Raw genomic sequence first — 16794 nt, forward strand, 5'->3', positions numbered from 1 at the left:
GCGCCACACTCCGACCGATGACCGTCGGTGACGACCTCCTCGGTGTCCACGGACTCGAGGGACCAGTCCCCCTTCCACAGCTCCCGTTGCAGGCGGTCGACCTCCCGTCGGCCCTCGCCACGCCGGGACCGACCCGTGCGGTTGCGGCGTTCCTGTCGACCCTCGTCTTCGGCGGGGCCGTCCTCTATCGGTACGGCGGCCGTCTCGACGAGGCCGTCGACGCGACTGCGGCCAACCCGCTCGTCTCGGCGCTCTACGGCCTCGCCGCCTACGGTCTCGCGGTCTTCCTCGTCGGCTACGCGTACAGCCAACTGGCCCGTCTCGGTGTCGTCAGTCCCGCCGTCGCGACGCTCGTCGGCAGCGTCCTCGCCGTCCTCCTGCTGTCGCTCGCCGGCCTCGGGTTCGTCGTCGCCGGGACGTGGCTCACGACGGCCGTCGGCGGCCGCGACCCGTGGCTCGGGCTGGTGGGGGTCGGCGCCGTCGGGGCGCTCGTCTGGCTGGTCTTCCCGTTCGGGCTCGCGCTCGTCGTCTGGTTCGGCATCGCCGGCGTCGGCGTCGGTGGCCCGACCCGCCGGTGGATTCATCGCGACGCCACCGAGTCCGGCGAGGGCTAGCCCCGTCGGTCACTGGCGGCGGTAGTCGGAAGCGAAAGCGAGGGAGAAGCGTGAGAAGCGTGCGAGTCCGCGGACGGCGGTCCGTCCACGGCGGTCGGTACGGCCGTCGGGGTCAGTCGTCGCCCTCCGCGGTTCCACCCCCTTTCACGTCGGTCACCACGTCGCTGCCACTCGTGACCACCTCCACTTCGCCACGCTCGGTGATGTCCTGGATGCGTTCGGCGAACTCCTCGGATTCGAGGATCTCGTACTCGTTGTCGAGCCCGAGGTAGACCGTGTAACACATCACCAGCAGGATGACGGCGAACGGGAAGCCGGTCGCGATGGACGCGGTCTGGAGCGCCGCGAGCCCGCCGCCCCAGAGCAGGAGCGCCGCGACGGCGCCCTCGGTCACCGCCCAGAAGATGCGCTGGGCCTTCGGGACGTCGTGTTTCCCACCCGAGGTGAGGTGGTCGACGACGAGCGACCCCGAGTCCGAGGAGGTGACGAAGAACGTGATGACGAGCAACGTCGCCAGGATGCCGGAGACCGCCCCGAGCGGGAACTGCTCCAGCATGGCGAACATGGCGATGGTCTGGCCCGCATCGTTGTAGGCGGCGAGCGCGGCACCGTTCCCGTTGAGGGAGTTGAACAGCGCGCTGCCGCCGAACGTCGACAGCCAGATGGTCGAGAACAGGCTGGGCAGGAACAGCACGCCGATGACGAACTCGCGGACGGTCCGGCCCTTCGAGATGCGCGCGATGAACATCCCGACGAACGGCGACCACGCGATCCACCACGCCCAGTAGAAGATGGTCCATCCCTGGACCGTGGCGGCCCCGCCGCCCTGCGCGCCCGTGTAGAACGACAACGCCGGCAGGTTGCTGAAGTAGGCCCCGAGCCCCTGGACCCAGGAGCTGAAGATGTAGACGGTCGGGCCGACGGCCATCAGGAACCCGAGCAGGAGGAACATCAGGTAGAGGTTGAACGTGCTCAGACGCTTGACACCGCCGTCGAGGCCCGCCGCGACGGACGCCGTCGCGATGGCGGTGATGCCGGCGATGAGCAGTATCTGCACCCAGGTCGCCTCCGGGACGGAGATGATGCCGAGCATGTCGCCGCCGACGTACGAGATGCCGCCGTTGACCTGGGCGACCCCGAGTCCGAGCGACGTCGCGAGGCCGAACAGCGTGGCGAAGACCGTCACCAGGTCGATGACGTGTCCCGGCCAGCCGTAGATGCGGTCGCCCAGCAGCGGCCAGAAGATGGAGCGGAAGGTGAGGGGGAGCCCCCGGTTGAACGAGAAGAACGCCAGCCCGAGGCCGACCAGTCCGTAGATGGCCCACGGGTGGAAACCCCAGTGGAAGAACGTCTGGGCCAGCGCCACGGACGCCGCCGCGCCGGTCCCCGCCTCGACACCGTAGTAGCCCGGCACGTTGCCGAAGTACTCGAGCGGTTCCGAGACGCTGAAGAACATCAGCCCGATGCCCATCCCCGCGCTGAACAGCATCGCCATCCAGGCGAAGTCGCTGAACTCCTTCTCGGCTTTGACGCCGCCGATGCGGATGGTCCCGTACTTGCCGAAGGCGAAGTAGAGGATAGTCAGGATGAAGACGTTCACCACGAGGAGGTAGAACCAGCCGAAGGTCCCCTCGAAGAAGCCCCTGACGGCCGCGTACGCCGCCGCGGCGTCGCTCCCGAGCAGGATGGTCACCGCGACGAACACCCCGATCAGGAGCAGCGCGACCGGGAAGACGACCGGGTGGACGTCGAACCCCCACCGCTCGATGTTCGTGTCCCCGACCTCCCGGTCGGAGTCCGGGTGGAACAGTTCCACCTGGAGACCGTCCGACATCTCCCCCGTCATCTCGTCAGTGTCTGCCATGCGTTACCCCCTCCGTACGAAACCGCGATTCGCGTGTGTTCATGTCCGTTTTCCCCCATCTGTGGGTTGCTCACCGAACGGTCCCGGCCGGACATCACGAGCGTGACGACCCGTCACGTCGCCGATCCTGGCCGTGGGTCGTACGTGTGCGTAGTGTTATCGCACCGTCATACAGAACCAGGCGGTTAAGTATAATAAAATTTGGGCAGCGGTGACCGCCGCCGCTCCCGGCGAAAAACGGTCGAAAACCGGCGCACGGCGCCGACGTTCCGTTCGATTCAGGGTCCGGAGTGCTGGCCGAAACGACGGACTCACCCGGGGGCGATTCGACCGGGAAACCCGGTGAACGTGCCGGGTCCGACGGTGAGTTAAGCCACTGGAGCCCCTACAACACGTAATGACAGATAGACTATCTGTCGTGTTTGACCGGCTCAAGCGGGTCGCCAAACTGGTCGTCGACCCGCTCCGGAAGGACCCGGACGCGAGGCGGTTTCAGCTCTCGATTCCCGACGCGCACACGAGCACGGTCGACGGCGACACGGGGTGGGGTCGACGGCCGCCCGCACGGGTGCGGTGTTCGCGGTGCGGCGCCGGAATCAATCAGCGCAACCCGCACGACGACCTCGACTGCCCGGAGTGCGTCGCCACGTTCTCCTACCGGGAGTTCTCTCGACTGGAGCTCGTCTACCTGCGCTGTCCGGTCTGCGCGGACCGGATGCGTCACGGTCGACGCCACCCCAACGTCTTCGACGTCCCCGAGTGGGCGACCTGTCCAGGGTGTCAGTACCACTGGGAGTTCGGCCACTCCTTCTGAGGTGTCGACACGAGGCCATGATTTACGGTCACCGTCGCGCTACCGCCGGTATGGTCAACGTACCGGCGACGGTCGCCGCGGCGCTGGTGGTCGTCCTGTTCGGCGTGGCCCTGGTGACGATGACGACCGGCGACTTCGCCGTCGCTGGCGCCTGCTTCATGAGCGCGAGCGTCCTCATCTACCTCCGGGAGACGCGACTCGTCTCCCGCTGAGCGACCGACGGGGCAGACGGACACGTCGTCGGGGGAGCGACGTCGCGGCCGGGTCCCGTTACAGTTCGTCGACCCCCATACGCTGTGAGACGACGGGAACCGTCGCGGTCCGGACCACCTTGTCGGTCGTCCCTCCGAGGAGCGTGCCGATCTTCCCGCGGTAGGCGGAGCCCATCACGATGGCGTCCATCCCCTCCTCGTCCGCGTACTCGACGATGCGGTCGCTCACCGACCCGCTGAGGATGTCGCGGTGGCAGTCGACGCCCCGGCTGGTCGCCGCGTCGCAGATCTCCGAGAGGATCTCCTCCCCGTACTCGCGGTACTCCCTGCGCAGTTGTTCCTCGTCGTCCCGGATCGACAGCGCGCGCGGCGCCCCCGGTAACTCGATGACGTAGATCGCGTGGACGTCCGCGTCGAGCGCCGCGGCGAGTTCGATTCCGTGGAGAGCACCTTTGCGCCCCTCGTCGCTCCCGTCGTACGGGATGAGTAGGTGTTCGTACATGTGTGACACCCCAGTCGGAGTTCCGAACGTGTCGTGAAATAAGTTACCACGTCTCGCACCGTCTGCACGGCCGTACGCGGGGTCGAGCCGAGACGGTCGTCAGATGGTCGCCGCGATGTTCTCGACGGAGTAGCCCGCCGACTCGACGGCGTCGACGATGGCCGCGGCGTGTTCCGCGCCGCTGGTCTCGACCCTGAACACGAGGTACGCCTCGCCGATCTCGAGGTTGTCGACCGACCGGTCGTGGCGCACGTCGTGGATGTTCGCGCCGTAGTCGGCGACGATGCCGGCGATCTCCTCCATCGTCCCCGGCCGGTCGTCGATGCGGATACGGAGGCGCAGGAGCTGCTGGCGCGCGGTCAGTGCGTGGACCAGGACTGTCTGGAGACGCGTCATGTCGAGGTTCCCCCCGCAGAGCAGCGGCATCACCGTCTCGCCGGCCACGTCGACGTCGCCGCCCAGGAGCGCGGCCACCGACGCCGCGCCCGCCCCCTCGACGACCTGCTTCGCCCGTTCGAGCAACAGGAGGATGGCGCGGGCGATCTCGGTGTCCGTGACGGTGACGACCTCGTCGACGTTGCGCCGGATGATGCGCAGCGTCGTCTCGGAGATGCCGCCGGTGGCGATGCCGTCGGCGATGGTGTTGACCTCGTCGAGGGTCACCGGAATCCCCTTGTCGAGGCTCTCGTGGACCGTCTGTGCCCCGGCGGCCTGGACGCCGACGACGCGCGTCTCCGGCGAGAGGTGTTTGATGGCCGTCGAGATACCGGAGATGAGGCCGCCCCCGCCGATGGGGACGAGGACCGTGTCGACGTCGGGACAGTCGTGGTACATCTCGGTGCCGAGCGTCCCCTGCCCGGCGATGATGTCCGGGTCGTCGTAGGCGTGGACGAACTCGGCGTCCGTCTCCTCGACCGCCGCCTTCGCGTGGGCCATCGTCTCCTGGAAGTCCTTGCCGACGAGTTCGACCGTCGCGCCGTACCCCCGCGTCGCGTCGACCTTCGCCTGCGGCGCCGTCTCCGGCATGTAGATGGTCGACTCAGCGCCGCACTTCGTCGCGGCGAGCGCGACACCCTGGGCGTGGTTGCCCGCGCTGGCGGCCACGAACGACTCGACGCCGCGGTCGACGTCCTGCCGTATCTTGTTGTACGCACCGCGGGTCTTGAACGACCCCGTCCACTGCAGGTGCTCCATCTTCAGGTACACCGTCGCGTCGACGAACCCGCCGAGCGACGAACTGAGTTCGACCGGCGTGCGCTTGACGACCGTGTCGTCGTCGAGACGGGTGCGCGCGCGCTCGATGTCGCTGTACTGGACGGGGAGTTCGTCTGTGTCGGTGTCTGCGTCGGTGTCGGTCATGGTCGTGGAGTCGAGGTCGGGTCAGTTCGCGGTCGGTCGTCGGACGGTGCTCACCGGAGTATCTTCTCCCGGCCGGGGTCGAACAGCGGTTCGTCGCGCACGGTCGCGGCGTAGGTCTCGCCCTCGCACAGGACCTCGACGCTGGTCCCCGCCTCGGCGTACTCGCTCGGGACGTACGTGTAGGCGATGGACTCCCCGATGGCGTAGCCGAAGTCGCCCGCCTGGACGTAGCCGATGGCCTCGCCGTCCTTCAGGACGGGCCGGCCGCTCAGGACGACGTCCGTCGAGTCGTCGAGGGTGAGGGGCGTGACGCGGGTGTCGATGCCCGCCTCGCGCGCCGCTTCGAGCGCCTCCTTCCCGACGAAGTCGGTGTCCGTGTCGACGGCGAACGGCAGGCCCGCCTCGTAGGGGTTGGCGTCCGTGTCGATGTCGGTCCCCCAGAGGCGGTAGCCCTTCTCCAGGCGCATCGACTCCAGCGCGCCCCCGCCCATCGGTCGCACGCCGAGGTCGTCGCCCGCCTCCCACAGCGTCTCCCAGAGGCGCGAGCCGTACTCCGTCGGCGCCCACAGTTCGTAGCCGAGTTCCCCGACGTACGACACCCGGAGCGCGACGACGGGCACCTCACCGACGTAGAGCCGTTTCGCGCGGAAGTAGGGGAGGCCGTCGTTCGAGACGTCGGCGTCTGTACACCGCTGGAGGAGGAGGCGCGCCTTCGGTCCCCACAGCCCGATAGTGGACTTCGCGCCCTCCTCGACGTGGACCGAGACGGTCTCGGGGGCGTGTTCGCGCAACCACGTCCCGTGGATGCCCGGCGAGTTCCCGCCGCCGGTCGTGACCATGTACTCCTCGTCCCCGAGGCGGACGACGGTGACGTCCGCGAGGATGCCGCCCCCCTCGTTGCACAGGAGGGAGTAACGCACCTGCCCGACGTCGATGGCCACGTCGTTCGTACACATCCGCTGGAGGAACGCCTCGCTCCCCTCCCCCGAGACCACGATGGAACTGAACGACGTCATGTCGAACAGCGAGACGTGCTCGCGGGTGTGGAGGTGTTCGGCGCCCTCGATGGGCGAGCGGTTGATGCCCTGCCAGCCGTCCTGTTCGGGGATGCGGTCCTCGTAGCGCTCGACGAGGTCCGCGTTCGAGTCGTACCACTGGGCGCTCTCCCACCCACCGCTCTGGACGAAGTGCGCCCCCAGCTCCCGCTGGTGGTGGTGGAACGGACTCGTCCGCAGGCCGCGGTGGTCCTCGGGTTGCCAGCGCGGTTCGACGATGGAGTACACCTGCTCGTAGCGCTTCGCCCCGCGGTCGACGAAGTAGTCTTTCTCGCCGGCGTGGGGTTCGAACCGGCGGACGTGGACGCTCCCCGTGTCGACCGGTCCCGACGGCAGGCGGGGGACGTCGTTCTCCATCCACTCGGCGACGATGCGGCCGTACCCGCCGGAGTGCGTCCACCAGATGGCGAGGGCGCTCCAGAGGCCGTCGACGGTCGTGGGACCGACCGCCGGCATCCCGTCGGGCGTGAACACGAAGATGCCGTTCTCGGTGACGGCGTACTCCGCGTCCGCCGACGCCGGCAGGAGTTCGTCGAACGCCTGCTTGGCCGACTTCTCGCGGTTCGGGTGGGTCGGGCGCTCCCAGTGTTCCCTCGTGAAGCCGCGGACCGACGCCTGTCGCTCCTCGCTGTTCGCCCCCATCGCCTCGGGGTCGACCGACAGCGACTCGTGGTTGTACGACCCCATCCCGAGGGAGTCGCCGTGGGTGCGGAAGTAGAGCGAGTTGTCCTGGTCGCGCCCGACGGGCTGGTGCGGTCCCTCGCTCATGTACTCCTGGATGTCGCGGTTCCCGGGGACGTCGAGGCCGGCGGTGTTGTCGCCGACCGACCCCCCGGTCCCTTCGAGTTCCGCGAGCGGTTCGGTGACGACGTACTGGTGTTCGACCGGCGCGATGGGGAGGTCGAGACCGGCCATCCGGCCCGTCTGGTAGCCCCAGTTGTTCGTCGCGACGACGCAGCGGTCGCACTCGACGCGGCCGCGGTCGGTCTCGACGGCTCGAACCTCGCCGCCGGCCACGTCGAGGTCGGTCACCGTCGTGTCGCCGTAGAACGCGGCGTCCGTGTGCTCGACGTACCACTGGAGCGCCGCGATGCCGTCGACGCGGCCGTCGGTGGGCGAGTAGTACCCGCCCAGTATCTCCTGTTCGTCGACGAGCGGGAGGTGCTCGACCACCTCCGCCGGCGAGAGCAGTTGCGGGTCCGGCAGGCCGTAGGCGGTGGCGTTCTCGACGCGGCGCTGGAGGAAGTCCATCCGCTCCTCGCTGCGGGCGACTTCGATGCCCCCGACCTCGTCGTACGCCCCCATCTCCGAGAGCAGGCGACTCGTGTAGTAGGCCGCCTTCGTCTGGAGCTTCGACGGCGAGGTCTGGAACATGATGCCCGGGGCGTGGACCGACGACCCGCCGGTCACCGGTAGCGGCCCCTGGTCGACGACGACCACGTCCTCGGCGCCGAGCTCCGAGAGGTGGTAGGCGACGCTACAGCCGACGGCACCGGCACCGATGACGACGGTCTCCGCTCGCGACGGGAGGTCCGTGGAACTCATGTCACCCCGTACTGCGGTCTATCAGTATCATAAGTACACCGGTGGGGGCCACGACCCGAACCGGTAATCGCACGTCTCGCCATCTCAGAGGCTCGAATACGAGAGATGAGGGCTGACCGCCCGCGACGACCGTGGCGTTCCCGTGACGGGCGGGCGAACCACAGTATGACAGGGATGTTATGCGACGGGGTCGCCCGGGCTCAGACGAGCGGTTCCTCGCGGACGGTCGCCGCGTACCGCTCGCCCTCGTAGAGGACCTCGACCTCGGTCCCCGGTTCCGCGTACTCCGGCGGCAGGTACGTGTAGGCGACGCAGGCGCCGACGGTGTAGCCGTACTCCGCGCTGTGGACGTAGCCGATGGCCTCGCCGTCCTTCAGGACGGGGCGGTCGGCCATGACGACCGCCTCCTCGTCGTCGAGGGTGAGGCAGGCCACCTTCTGGCGGAGGTCCTCGGCCCCCCCTTCGAGCGCCTCCTTCCCGATGAAGTCGGTGTCCATGTCGACGGCCCAGCCGAGGCCGGCCTCGTAGGGGGTCTGTTCGGTGTCGAGGTCCGCGCCCCACAGCCGGAACCCCTTCTCGATGCGCAGGGCGTTCAGCGCGCCGTTACCGTAGGGTCTGAGGTCGTACTCCTCGCCGGCCTCCACGAGGTGTTCCCAGAGCGTCTCGCCGTACTCGGAGGGGGTGTAGAACTCCCAGCCGAGTTCCCCGGCGTAGGAGACCCGCAGCGCGGTGACGGGGACGTTCCGCACGAAGAACTGCTGGCTCGTGAAGAACGGGAAGGCGTCGTCCGAGAGGTCGACGTCGGTCACCGCAGAGAGGACGTTGCGCGCTTCGGGGCCGGTACAGACCATCGCGGCCAGGCTGGAGGTGACGTCGTTGACGTGGACGCCCTCCGGGGCGTGCTCGCGCACCCAGGCGACGTGGTTGTTGCCCACCTCGCGGCCGGTCGTCAACAGGAGGTAGCGCTCCTCGCCGGTGCGCGTGACGGTGATGTCGGCGCGGACGCCGCCCGCCTCGTTGCACATCAGCGTGTAGCGCACGCCGCCGACGTCGAGGTCCACGTCGTTCGTACACAGGCGCTGGACGAACGCGCCGGCCCCCTCGCCGACGACCTCCATCTTGTTGAACGGGGTCATGTCGTGGAGGCCGACCTTCTCGCGGACGTGGAGCGCCTCCGCGCCCTCGATGGGCGACCAGTAGGTGGCCTCCCACCCCTCGCGGTCGGGGATGCGCTCGCCGTACTCCTCGACGAGGTCGGCGTTCGACTCGAACCACTGGGGCGCCTCCCAGCCGGCTTCCGCCCACATCTCGCCGCCGGCCGCGACGTGGGAGTGGTACATCGGCGTCCGCCGGATGTCGCGCTGTTTGCCCTCCCAGACCCACTTCGGGTGGACGATGTTGTAGACGATACGGTACTCCTCGCCGCCGATGTCGCGGGTGAAGTCCCAGCTCCCCTCGTGGGCGTCGAAGCGGTTGACGTCGGCGTGGCCGAGGTCGATGGGGCCGTCGGGCAGGCTGGGCGTCCCGTTGACCATCCACTCGGCGAGGGCCTTCCCGGCGCCGCCGGCGTGGGTGATCCAGATGGCGGCCGCCGTCCAGAGGCCGTCGTAGCCCTGGACCGGCCCCATGACCGGCAGGCCGTTGGGCGACTCCGCGAACATCCCGTTGTACCTGTGCTCGAGGTCCTTCCCCGCCGTGGCGGGGATGAGTTCGTCGCTGGCCTGCCGGGGCGCCTTGTCCGGGCGGTCCGGGTGGGTGGCGGTCTCCAGGTGGTGCTCCGTGAAGTCGTGGACGGACGCCTGGTTGCCGTCGGGGTCGTTGCCGCCCAGTTCGCGGGGGTCCGGCACGACCGGCTCGTGGTTGTACGAGCCGATGCCGTAGGCGTCCCCGTGGGTCCGGAAGTACATCGCGTTGTCCTGGTCGCGCAGGATGGGCCGGTCGGGGGACGCGAGCAGTCGTGTGGCTTTCTCGCCGGAGACGTTCTCGTACTGCTCGAACAGCGGGTGGTCGGTGACGTCGGCCGCGTTCGCCGACAGCTCCTCGAGCGGTTCGGTCATCGTGTACTGGTGTTCGACCGGCGCCACCGGGAGGTGGACGCCGAGTCGCTCGCCCAGTTGCCGCGCCCAGATGTTCGTCGCCACGACCACCTCGTCGCAGTCGATGCGTCCGTGTTCGGTCTCCACGGCGACGACCGACCCGTCCTCGACGACGACGTCCTCGGTCCGGGTGTGCGGGACGAACGTCGCGCCGCGGTCCATCGCCGCCCGCGCCAGCGCGTCGCAGGCGACGACGCCGGAGGCCTGCCCGTCGGTGGGCGAGTAGTAGCCCCCGAGAATCTGCTCCTCGTCGACGAGCGGGAGGTGCTCGACCACCTCCGCCGGCGAGAGCAGTTGCGGGTCGTCGATACCCCACGCCGTGGCGTTCTCGACGCGGCGCTGGAGGAAGTCCATCCGCTCCTCCGTTCGAGCGACCTCGATGCCCCCGACCTCCTTGTACGCCTGCTGGCCGTCCGCCCCCTCCAGGTCCGAGTACAGCTGTCGGCTGTAGTCGGCGAACTTGGTGAGTATCTTGTCCTCGGCCGTCTGGAACATGATGCCCGGGGCGTGCGTCGACGAGCCCCCCGTCGTCGGCATCGGTCCCTGGTCGACGACGACGACGTCGTCGCGGCCGAGGGCCGTCAACTGGTACGCGAGGTTGCAGCCGACGATACCGGCCCCGACGACGACGGTACCGGCTTCGGTCGGCACGCTATCGGTGGTGTCCATGAATCCGCTTGGGAGGTGGCCCCGGCGGCGGGATATAGTTTCGCCCCACCCGGCGGGTTCCTCGATTCGTCCGAACGCTGGTAGGTCGAGGAACGGGCACACCGCCGTGCCCGGCGCTTTTGACGGTCGGTCCGCTGGGGGGCGTATGGAGTACGAACCGGTCACGCACACCACGGCCGACCGGCGCCTCGGTCGCCTCCCCTCGGGGGCCGAGGTGGGCGTCACCGTCCACCGGTACGTCGGGGGCGACGGGCCGACCGTCCACGTCCAGGCCGCCCAGCACGGCATCGAACTCAACGGGGCGGCGGCGCTCCGGCGCCTCCACGGGCGCCTCGTCTCCGGGACTGTGGCGGGGACCGTCGTCGTCGTCCCCGTCGCGAACCCGCTGGCGTTCGACCACCGGTCGTACCTGACGCCGGCGGCGTACGACGCGCTGAACCCGAACCTGAACCGCGTGTGGCCCGGCGACGACGGCGGGAGCCTCCAGGAGCGCCTGGCGGCCCGCCTGTGGGAGCTGGTGCGCGAGGCCGACGCCGTCGTCGACCTGCACACGGGGACCGCGGACACCCTCGAACACGTCCGCTTCCGGCCGGAGGCCCCCGAGTCGCGGGCGCTCGCGGAGGCGTTCGGTTCGGAGTACCTCCTCGCAGACCGGGCGAACGCGATGGAGGACGGCGGCGGGAAGTTGCGGGCCGCGGCGGTACGGGCGGACATCCCGGCGGTCACGGCGGAACTCGCGAACAGTCGGACGGTGGCGCACTCGGCCGCCGACGCCGGCGCCGACGGCGTGTGGAACGTCCTCCGGGAACTGGACGTCCTCCCCGATTCCCCGGTCTCGACGCCGTCGCCCGCCGTCCTCGAGGACGACGCGGCGTCGCCCCGCGCCGCGTCGTCGGGGCTGTTCGAACTCCGCCCGGACGTGAGCGTCGGCGACCGCGTCGACGCCGGGGACGAACTGGGGGCGGTCTTCTGTCCGTCGTCGTTCGAACGGCTCCAGACCGTGACGGTCGGGTCGTCGGGCGTCCTCTACTCCCTCGCCCGGGAGGCGGTCGTCGTCGCGGGCGAGCGCCTCGCCGGCGTCGCCACGCCCGTCGAGGGATAAGCCATTCCGCACGCTGATGGCCGCTGCGGCGGGTGAGCCATGTGAACTGACTTCAATGGGTTGGCTATTCCTGACATATCGTTATGAACCTCGATGTGTCGCTAGTTAACAAGACTATGGGACTACGAACCTCCTTCGACGTCCTCTCGCGAATCGTCGAGCGGTACGAGTCGCGGGGGCGGTCGGTGCGGCGGGTCGAGGTGGCGACGCGCGAGGCGGGTGGGGAGTGCCTCTGCGCGACGATGGACGTCGCGGTGTCGCTCTGCTCGGCGGTCGGTGGGGGGACGCGGCCGGCACTCCCCCCACGGACGGCGACGCTGACCGAGGGCGACCGACTCCAGGTGGAGTTCTCGGCGGCGGACCTCCTCGACCTCCCGCCCGCCGCGACGGAGGCCGTCTCGATGGCGACGCGGGCCGTCGGCGTCACCGACGAGGAGGTCGTCCTGACGGTCGACCTCACTGTCGACCCCGCGGCGGTCGACGAGGGTATCGACGAGAACGACGCCCCACGCGACCGCGGGGACGACGTCGCTCCGGACACGGCCGCGCTCGAGGCCGTTCGCGACGAATCGCTCCCGCCGTACGAGGACACCGACTACCTCCGGGCGCTCTACGAGGCCTGCGACACCTTCTCGGAGATGAGCCGGCGTATCGAGATGGACGTCGCCGCGGAGACGGTCCGGCGGTACATGATAGAGGCCGGCGTCCACGACCCGGTGTCGTACGCCACGTCGACCGGGGACGAGGGACCGTCTCCCGACGGGGACGCGAGCGCGCACCCCGGCGACGGCGGGGGGGACCCGACCACGGACTCCGACCCGGACCGGAACCCGGGCCCGACGACGGACGACCGCGAGTCGCTCCCCGACGAACGGCTGGTGGCCGACGGCGTCGGTCTCCCCGAGGAGGTCGAACTGTCCGACGTCGTCGAGGCCGTCGTCGACTCCGTCTCCGTCTTCGAGGTGCAGCGGAAACTCGACCTCGACCGCCGGCCGACGGTCGAACTCCTGCGGCAGCTCGACCTGCTCGACCTCGTGATGCACCGGGTCGCGGACGGCCCGAACCGCGGGACGTCCTACGAGGAGGTCGCCACGCGCATCAGGCGCTGTGCCGCCGGCGAGGCGTAGCGCGTACTTAAACGGGTTCGCTGGAACACCCACAGAGGCAAGTGTCGATAGGCCTATCCGTACACGACCTATGTCCCTGGGAACACGGACCACGACCGCGCCGGCGGGGGTCGAGGCGCTCCTCGCCGACGCGCGCTTCGAGCTGATGCCGTTCGAGAGCTTCGACGACGAGCTAACGCACCTCCCCGAGGGCGCCACCGTCGCCATCACCACGTCACCACAACTCGGTATCGAGCGGACCGTCGAGCGCGCCGAGGAGGCCGCGGCCCGCGGGTACGACGTCGTCCCGCACGTCGCCGCCCGCTACGTCACCGACCGCGACCACCTGTCGGACATCGCCCGCCGCCTGACGGACGCCGGCGTGACCGACGTCTTCGTCCCGGGCGGCGACCGCGAGGAACCGGCCGGCGAGTTCGAGTCGGCGCTCGACCTGCTCACCGCACTGGAGGAGACGTCGTACTCCTTCGAGGAGGTCGGCATCACGGGGTACCCCGAGGGACACGCGTTCATCGACGAGAAGACGCTCATGGACTCGATGGAACGGAAGGAGCCGTACGCGACGTACATCGTCACCCAGCTCTGTTACGACCCCGACGCCGTCGTCGAGTGGGTCGAGGACCTCCGCGAGCGGGGCATCGACCTCCCCGTCGAGGTGGGTATCCCCGGCGTGATGAAGTACCAGCGGCTCCTGAAGATATCCCGGAAGGTCGGCGTCGGCGACTCCGTGAAGTTCCTCAAGAAGACGACGGGCGTCCTCGGGTTCGTCCGCCAGCTCGTCGGGTCCCGCGGGACGTACCGCCCCGACGACCTCATCGACGGGCTGGCGCCGTACGCGAACGACGAGCACTACGCCATCCGCGGAGTCCACGTCTACACGTTCAACGAGACGGCCGACACCGAGGAGTGGCGCCACGACCGCCTCCAGGGGTAGCGCACCCGACTCACTCGTCCCCGGCGGCCGCGTCCTCCCCGGCCGGGTCGACGCTCCGCTCCGTCCGGAACAGGTTCCCGGGGTCCCACTCGCGCTTGACCGCCGCCAGTCGGTCGCGGTTCTCGCCGTAGGCGGTCCGGACCCGGGCCTCGGGTTCGTCGTCGGGCAGGAAGTTCAGCGGGACAGCTCCCGTCGTGTGTGGCCGGAGCGCCTCGTGGAACGCCCGGACCCACGCGACGTGGTCGTCGTCCCGGTCGGGGTCGTTCCACCGCGTCTCGACGAGGAGGTGATGGGCGTCCTCCCGGTGGGGATAGGCGGTCGCGTCCGGCGCCGGGTCCGTCTCGGCGCCGCCCCGCGGCGAGACGAACACCGTCGCCCCCTCGGAAGGTGCGTCCGCGATGAACTCGGCGATGGCGTCGACGACCGGGTCGGTGAGCGTCTCGACGTACTGGCTCCGGAGGTGGGTTCGCGCGGACCCGCCGCTCGCGCCGGCGCGCTGGAACGACGCGTACGACCGGGGCCGGAGGCTGTCCATGACGGGGTCGCCGGCCGCCCTGAGCGGGTCGAGGACCCGACACCCCTCCGCCGGCGACCCGGCGTAGCAGGCGATGAGGATGGCGACGCGCGTCCCCCTGACCGACTCGGGATAGACGGTCGAGTCGGGGAGGACCATACTCCCGAACAGCAGTCGCACCTCGCGCGGTGCGTCGGCCACGAACCGCCGGTAGCGGCGTGCCACCGCCCGGGTCTCCTCGGCGGGGTAGACGAGCGACCCGGCGAACACCTCGTGCACCTCGTGGAGCCGGAACTCGAAGCTCGTGACGACACCGAGGGCGCCACCGCCGCCGCGGAGCGCCCAGAAGAGGTCCGCGTGCTCCGACTCGCTGGCGTGGACCCACTCCCCGGCGGCCGTGACGACGTCCGCCGACAGGAGGTTGTCGCAGGTGAGGCCGTACACCCGGCTGAGCCAGCCGACGCCGACGCCGAGCGTCAGCCCGGCGACGCCGATGTCGGGGTCCTGTCCGCCCGGGACGGCGAGGTCGAACGCCTGGGTCTCGTGGTCGACCACGCCCCACGTGGCGCCCGCCCCGACCCGCGCCGTCCGCGCGTCCGGGTCGACGCGCACCCCGTCCATCGGGCCGAGGTCGAGGACGACGCCGTCGTCACAGACCGCGCTGCCCGAGACGTGGTGGCCGCCGCCCTTGACCGCGAGCGGGAGGTCGTACTCGCGGGCGACGTCCACCCCCGCGACGACGTCCGCGACCCCCGCACACCGGAGGACGACGCCGGGGTACCGGTCGACGCGGGCGTTCCACACCGTCCGGGCGTCGTCGTAGCCGTCGTCGTCGGGGGAGAGCACCGCGCCGCGGACGCGCGCCCGGAGCCGGTCGAGCGCCGCGCTCGGGAGGCGCGTCGTCGGGGGGGTGGTGTCTCCGGTCATCTCGCTGGTTCGCCACGTGCGGCGAAGAAATCGTGAGTCGAGCGGTCCGGTCGGTCAGTCGTCGCTCGCGTCCTGGCGGGCGTGGAGCTTCGCCTGTTCGCGGGCGCTCGGGTTGACCGACTCCTTGAACGGCACCTTCGCCACCTTCGCGTACACCGGTTCGTCGTCCTCCTCGGCGTACTCCTCGGGGAGGTGGACCTGGAACTCCAGGTCCGGTTCCTCCTCGTAGACGGCGTCGTTGAGCGGCGCGTCGGTCGCCTCCTGGAGTTTGTCGGCCGGGACGAACCCGAGGCCGATGTTCGTCTCCAGTTCGGGGTTCCACCACGGCGAGGTCATGTAGCCGCACTCCTCACCCGTCTCGGGGTCCGAGACCAGCCAGAAGTCGGGCGCGTAGTCGCGGATGGGTTCGCCCGCCATCTTCAGGCCGACGAGCTTCAGGTTGAACGGGTACTCGCCGTTCTCGATGGCCTCCTTCTGTTCCTCGAGGGCCTCCTTCCCGATGTAGTCCCCCTCCTTCTCGTCGGGGACCTGGTAGCCGAGGTTCACCTGGAACGGCGACGTCTCGTGGTCCATGTCCTGGCCCCACGAGAGGATGCCGGCCGCGATGCGCCGGTGGTGGCCGGGCGCGATCTGCATCCCGCCGTGGTCCTTCACGGTTTCGAGGACCGGGTCCCAGACGCGTTCGGCGTTCTCCATCGCGTCGCGGACGTAGATCTCGAAGCCCTTCTCGCCGGAGAAGCCGGTCTGACTCACCAGCACCTCGCAGCCGTCGACCTCCGCCTCCAGCAGGCCGTAGTAGGGGATGTCGCTGACCTCGTCGCCGACGACCTCCCGCATGACGTCCTCCGAACGGGGGCCCTGGATCTGCATCGGCGCGACGTCTATCTCGTCGATCTCCACGTCGAAGTCCATGCCGACGTTGACGCCCTGGAGCCACTGCATGAGCGTCGAGTCCGAGATGGAGAACCAGAACTCGTCCTCGGCGACCCGGAGCAATACGGGGTCGTTCAGGATGCCGCCGTCCTCGTTACAGAGGATGACGTACTTGCCGTGCATCGGTTCGATGGCGGTGGCGTCGCGGGTGATGACGTAGTCGGTGAGCGCCTCGGCGTCGGGACCCTTCACGCGGATCTGGCGCTCGACGGCGACGTCCCACAGCGTCACCGTGTTCGTCAGCGCCTCGTACTCGGCCATCGCGCCGCCGTCTTCGGGTTCGACGAGGCCGCGCGGGTGGTAGATACGGTTGTACACCGTACATCGCCACGCCCCCTCTTCGTTGAACGACTTGTGGAAGAACGGTGACTTGCGCACGCGCGTCGAGACAAGCATCCTGATGCCGGGGTCGCCGCTCTGGCGCAGGTTCCGTGGCAGGACGCGGTCAGACTGGTCGACGCCCGGGTGATTCGGGTGTCCGTCGTTGTCTGGCATACTCGTGTAGTACGCTAGCAATCGAACATAAAAGG

General features: G+C 69.5%; 13 protein-coding genes. 6 read left to right on the forward strand and 7 right to left on the reverse strand.

Annotation, left to right across the window (positions count from 1 at the left end; all coding sequences use genetic code 11):
- The first annotated feature begins 17 nt into the window (after window positions 1-17).
- Window positions 18-614: a hypothetical protein gene (locus P1Y20_RS16310; RefSeq protein WP_304449769.1), complete on the forward strand. Its 597-nt coding sequence runs from the start codon at window positions 18-20 to the stop codon at window positions 612-614.
- 112 nt (window positions 615-726) lie between these two features.
- On the opposite strand, the gene P1Y20_RS16315 is transcribed toward P1Y20_RS16310, so the two are convergent.
- Window positions 727-2478: a BCCT family transporter gene (locus tag P1Y20_RS16315; RefSeq protein ID WP_304449770.1), complete on the reverse strand. Its 1752-nt coding sequence runs from the start codon at window positions 2476-2478 to the stop codon at window positions 727-729.
- Window positions 2479-2875: 397 nt separating this feature from the next.
- On the opposite strand from P1Y20_RS16315, the gene P1Y20_RS16320 reads away from it, so the two are divergent.
- Window positions 2876-3292 carry a hypothetical protein gene (locus P1Y20_RS16320; protein ID WP_304449771.1) on the forward strand — a complete coding sequence of 139 codons (417 nt, stop codon included), beginning with the start codon at window positions 2876-2878 and terminating at the stop codon, window positions 3290-3292.
- A 50-nt stretch (window positions 3293-3342) separates the two neighbouring features.
- Window positions 3343-3504 carry a hypothetical protein gene (locus P1Y20_RS16325; protein ID WP_304449772.1) on the forward strand — a complete coding sequence of 54 codons (162 nt, stop codon included), beginning with the start codon at window positions 3343-3345 and terminating at the stop codon, window positions 3502-3504.
- Window positions 3505-3562: 58 nt separating this feature from the next.
- Here P1Y20_RS16325 and P1Y20_RS16330 read toward each other — a convergent pair whose 3' ends face one another.
- From P1Y20_RS16330 to P1Y20_RS16345, 4 genes are all read right to left on the reverse strand, one after another.
- The gene (locus tag P1Y20_RS16330) at window positions 3563-4006 is read right to left on the reverse strand and encodes a universal stress protein (protein ID WP_304449773.1); all 444 of its coding nucleotides are present in this window, start codon (window positions 4004-4006) and stop codon (window positions 3563-3565) included.
- 99 nt (window positions 4007-4105) lie between these two features.
- Window positions 4106-5365 (reverse strand): threonine ammonia-lyase, encoded by a 1260-nt coding sequence (ilvA, locus tag P1Y20_RS16335; protein ID WP_304449774.1) that lies wholly within the window; start codon window positions 5363-5365, stop codon window positions 4106-4108.
- Window positions 5366-5415: 50 nt separating this feature from the next.
- Complete coding sequence (locus P1Y20_RS16340; protein WP_304449775.1) at window positions 5416-7965, reverse strand: GcvT family protein; 2550 nt, start codon at window positions 7963-7965, stop codon at window positions 5416-5418.
- A gap of 200 nt (window positions 7966-8165) precedes the next feature.
- A complete protein-coding gene (locus P1Y20_RS16345; RefSeq protein ID WP_304449776.1) occupies window positions 8166-10730 on the reverse strand; it encodes a GcvT family protein in 2565 nt (854 codons plus the stop codon).
- 145 nt (window positions 10731-10875) lie between these two features.
- Here P1Y20_RS16345 and P1Y20_RS16350 point away from each other — a divergent pair, with 145 nt between their 5' ends.
- The 3 genes from P1Y20_RS16350 (at window position 10876) to P1Y20_RS16360 (ending at window position 13890) form a co-directional block, all read left to right on the forward strand.
- A complete protein-coding gene (locus P1Y20_RS16350) occupies window positions 10876-11832 on the forward strand; it encodes a succinylglutamate desuccinylase/aspartoacylase family protein (protein WP_304449777.1) in 957 nt (318 codons plus the stop codon).
- A gap of 116 nt (window positions 11833-11948) precedes the next feature.
- Window positions 11949-12959, forward strand: coding sequence for a DUF8073 domain-containing protein (locus tag P1Y20_RS16355; protein WP_304449778.1), 1011 nt, complete (start codon window positions 11949-11951; stop codon window positions 12957-12959).
- Between the two features lie 70 nt (window positions 12960-13029).
- Window positions 13030-13890 carry a methylenetetrahydrofolate reductase gene (locus P1Y20_RS16360; protein ID WP_304449779.1) on the forward strand — a complete coding sequence of 287 codons (861 nt, stop codon included), beginning with the start codon at window positions 13030-13032 and terminating at the stop codon, window positions 13888-13890.
- A gap of 10 nt (window positions 13891-13900) precedes the next feature.
- Here P1Y20_RS16360 and P1Y20_RS16365 read toward each other — a convergent pair whose 3' ends face one another.
- The gene (locus P1Y20_RS16365) at window positions 13901-15331 is read right to left on the reverse strand and encodes an FAD-binding oxidoreductase (RefSeq protein ID WP_304449780.1); all 1431 of its coding nucleotides are present in this window, start codon (window positions 15329-15331) and stop codon (window positions 13901-13903) included.
- A 54-nt stretch (window positions 15332-15385) separates the two neighbouring features.
- Entirely contained in the window at window positions 15386-16759 is a 1374-nt protein-coding gene (locus tag P1Y20_RS16370) for an aminomethyltransferase family protein (protein ID WP_304449781.1), read from the reverse strand.
- Window positions 16760-16794: the final 35 nt, after the last annotated feature.

Source organism: Halomarina ordinaria, assembly GCF_030553305.1.
Classification (GTDB): domain Archaea; phylum Halobacteriota; class Halobacteria; order Halobacteriales; family Haloarculaceae; genus Halomarina; species Halomarina ordinaria.

Bases quoted from the DNA above. Each gene is read 5' to 3' on its own strand.
- P1Y20_RS16315 (WP_304449770.1), bottom strand. From the start codon at position 2,478: ATGGCAGACACTGACGAGATGACGGGGGAGATGTCGGACGGTCTCCAG.
- P1Y20_RS16345 (WP_304449776.1), bottom strand. From the start codon at position 10,730: ATGGACACCACCGATAGCGTGCCGACCGAAGCCGGTACCGTCGTCGTC.
- P1Y20_RS16340 (WP_304449775.1), bottom strand. From the start codon at position 7,965: ATGAGTTCCACGGACCTCCCGTCGCGAGCGGAGACCGTCGTCATCGGT.
- P1Y20_RS16360 (WP_304449779.1), top strand. From the start codon at position 13,030: ATGTCCCTGGGAACACGGACCACGACCGCGCCGGCGGGGGTCGAGGCG.
- P1Y20_RS16350 (WP_304449777.1), top strand. From the start codon at position 10,876: ATGGAGTACGAACCGGTCACGCACACCACGGCCGACCGGCGCCTCGGT.
- P1Y20_RS16370 (WP_304449781.1), bottom strand. From the start codon at position 16,759: ATGCCAGACAACGACGGACACCCGAATCACCCGGGCGTCGACCAGTCT.
- P1Y20_RS16325 (WP_304449772.1), top strand. From the start codon at position 3,343: ATGGTCAACGTACCGGCGACGGTCGCCGCGGCGCTGGTGGTCGTCCTG.
- ilvA (WP_304449774.1), bottom strand. From the start codon at position 5,365: ATGACCGACACCGACGCAGACACCGACACAGACGAACTCCCCGTCCAG.
- P1Y20_RS16365 (WP_304449780.1), bottom strand. From the start codon at position 15,331: ATGACCGGAGACACCACCCCCCCGACGACGCGCCTCCCGAGCGCGGCG.
- P1Y20_RS16310 (WP_304449769.1), top strand. From the start codon at position 18: ATGACCGTCGGTGACGACCTCCTCGGTGTCCACGGACTCGAGGGACCA.
- P1Y20_RS16355 (WP_304449778.1), top strand. From the start codon at position 11,949: ATGGGACTACGAACCTCCTTCGACGTCCTCTCGCGAATCGTCGAGCGG.
- P1Y20_RS16320 (WP_304449771.1), top strand. From the start codon at position 2,876: ATGACAGATAGACTATCTGTCGTGTTTGACCGGCTCAAGCGGGTCGCC.
- P1Y20_RS16330 (WP_304449773.1), bottom strand. From the start codon at position 4,006: ATGTACGAACACCTACTCATCCCGTACGACGGGAGCGACGAGGGGCGC.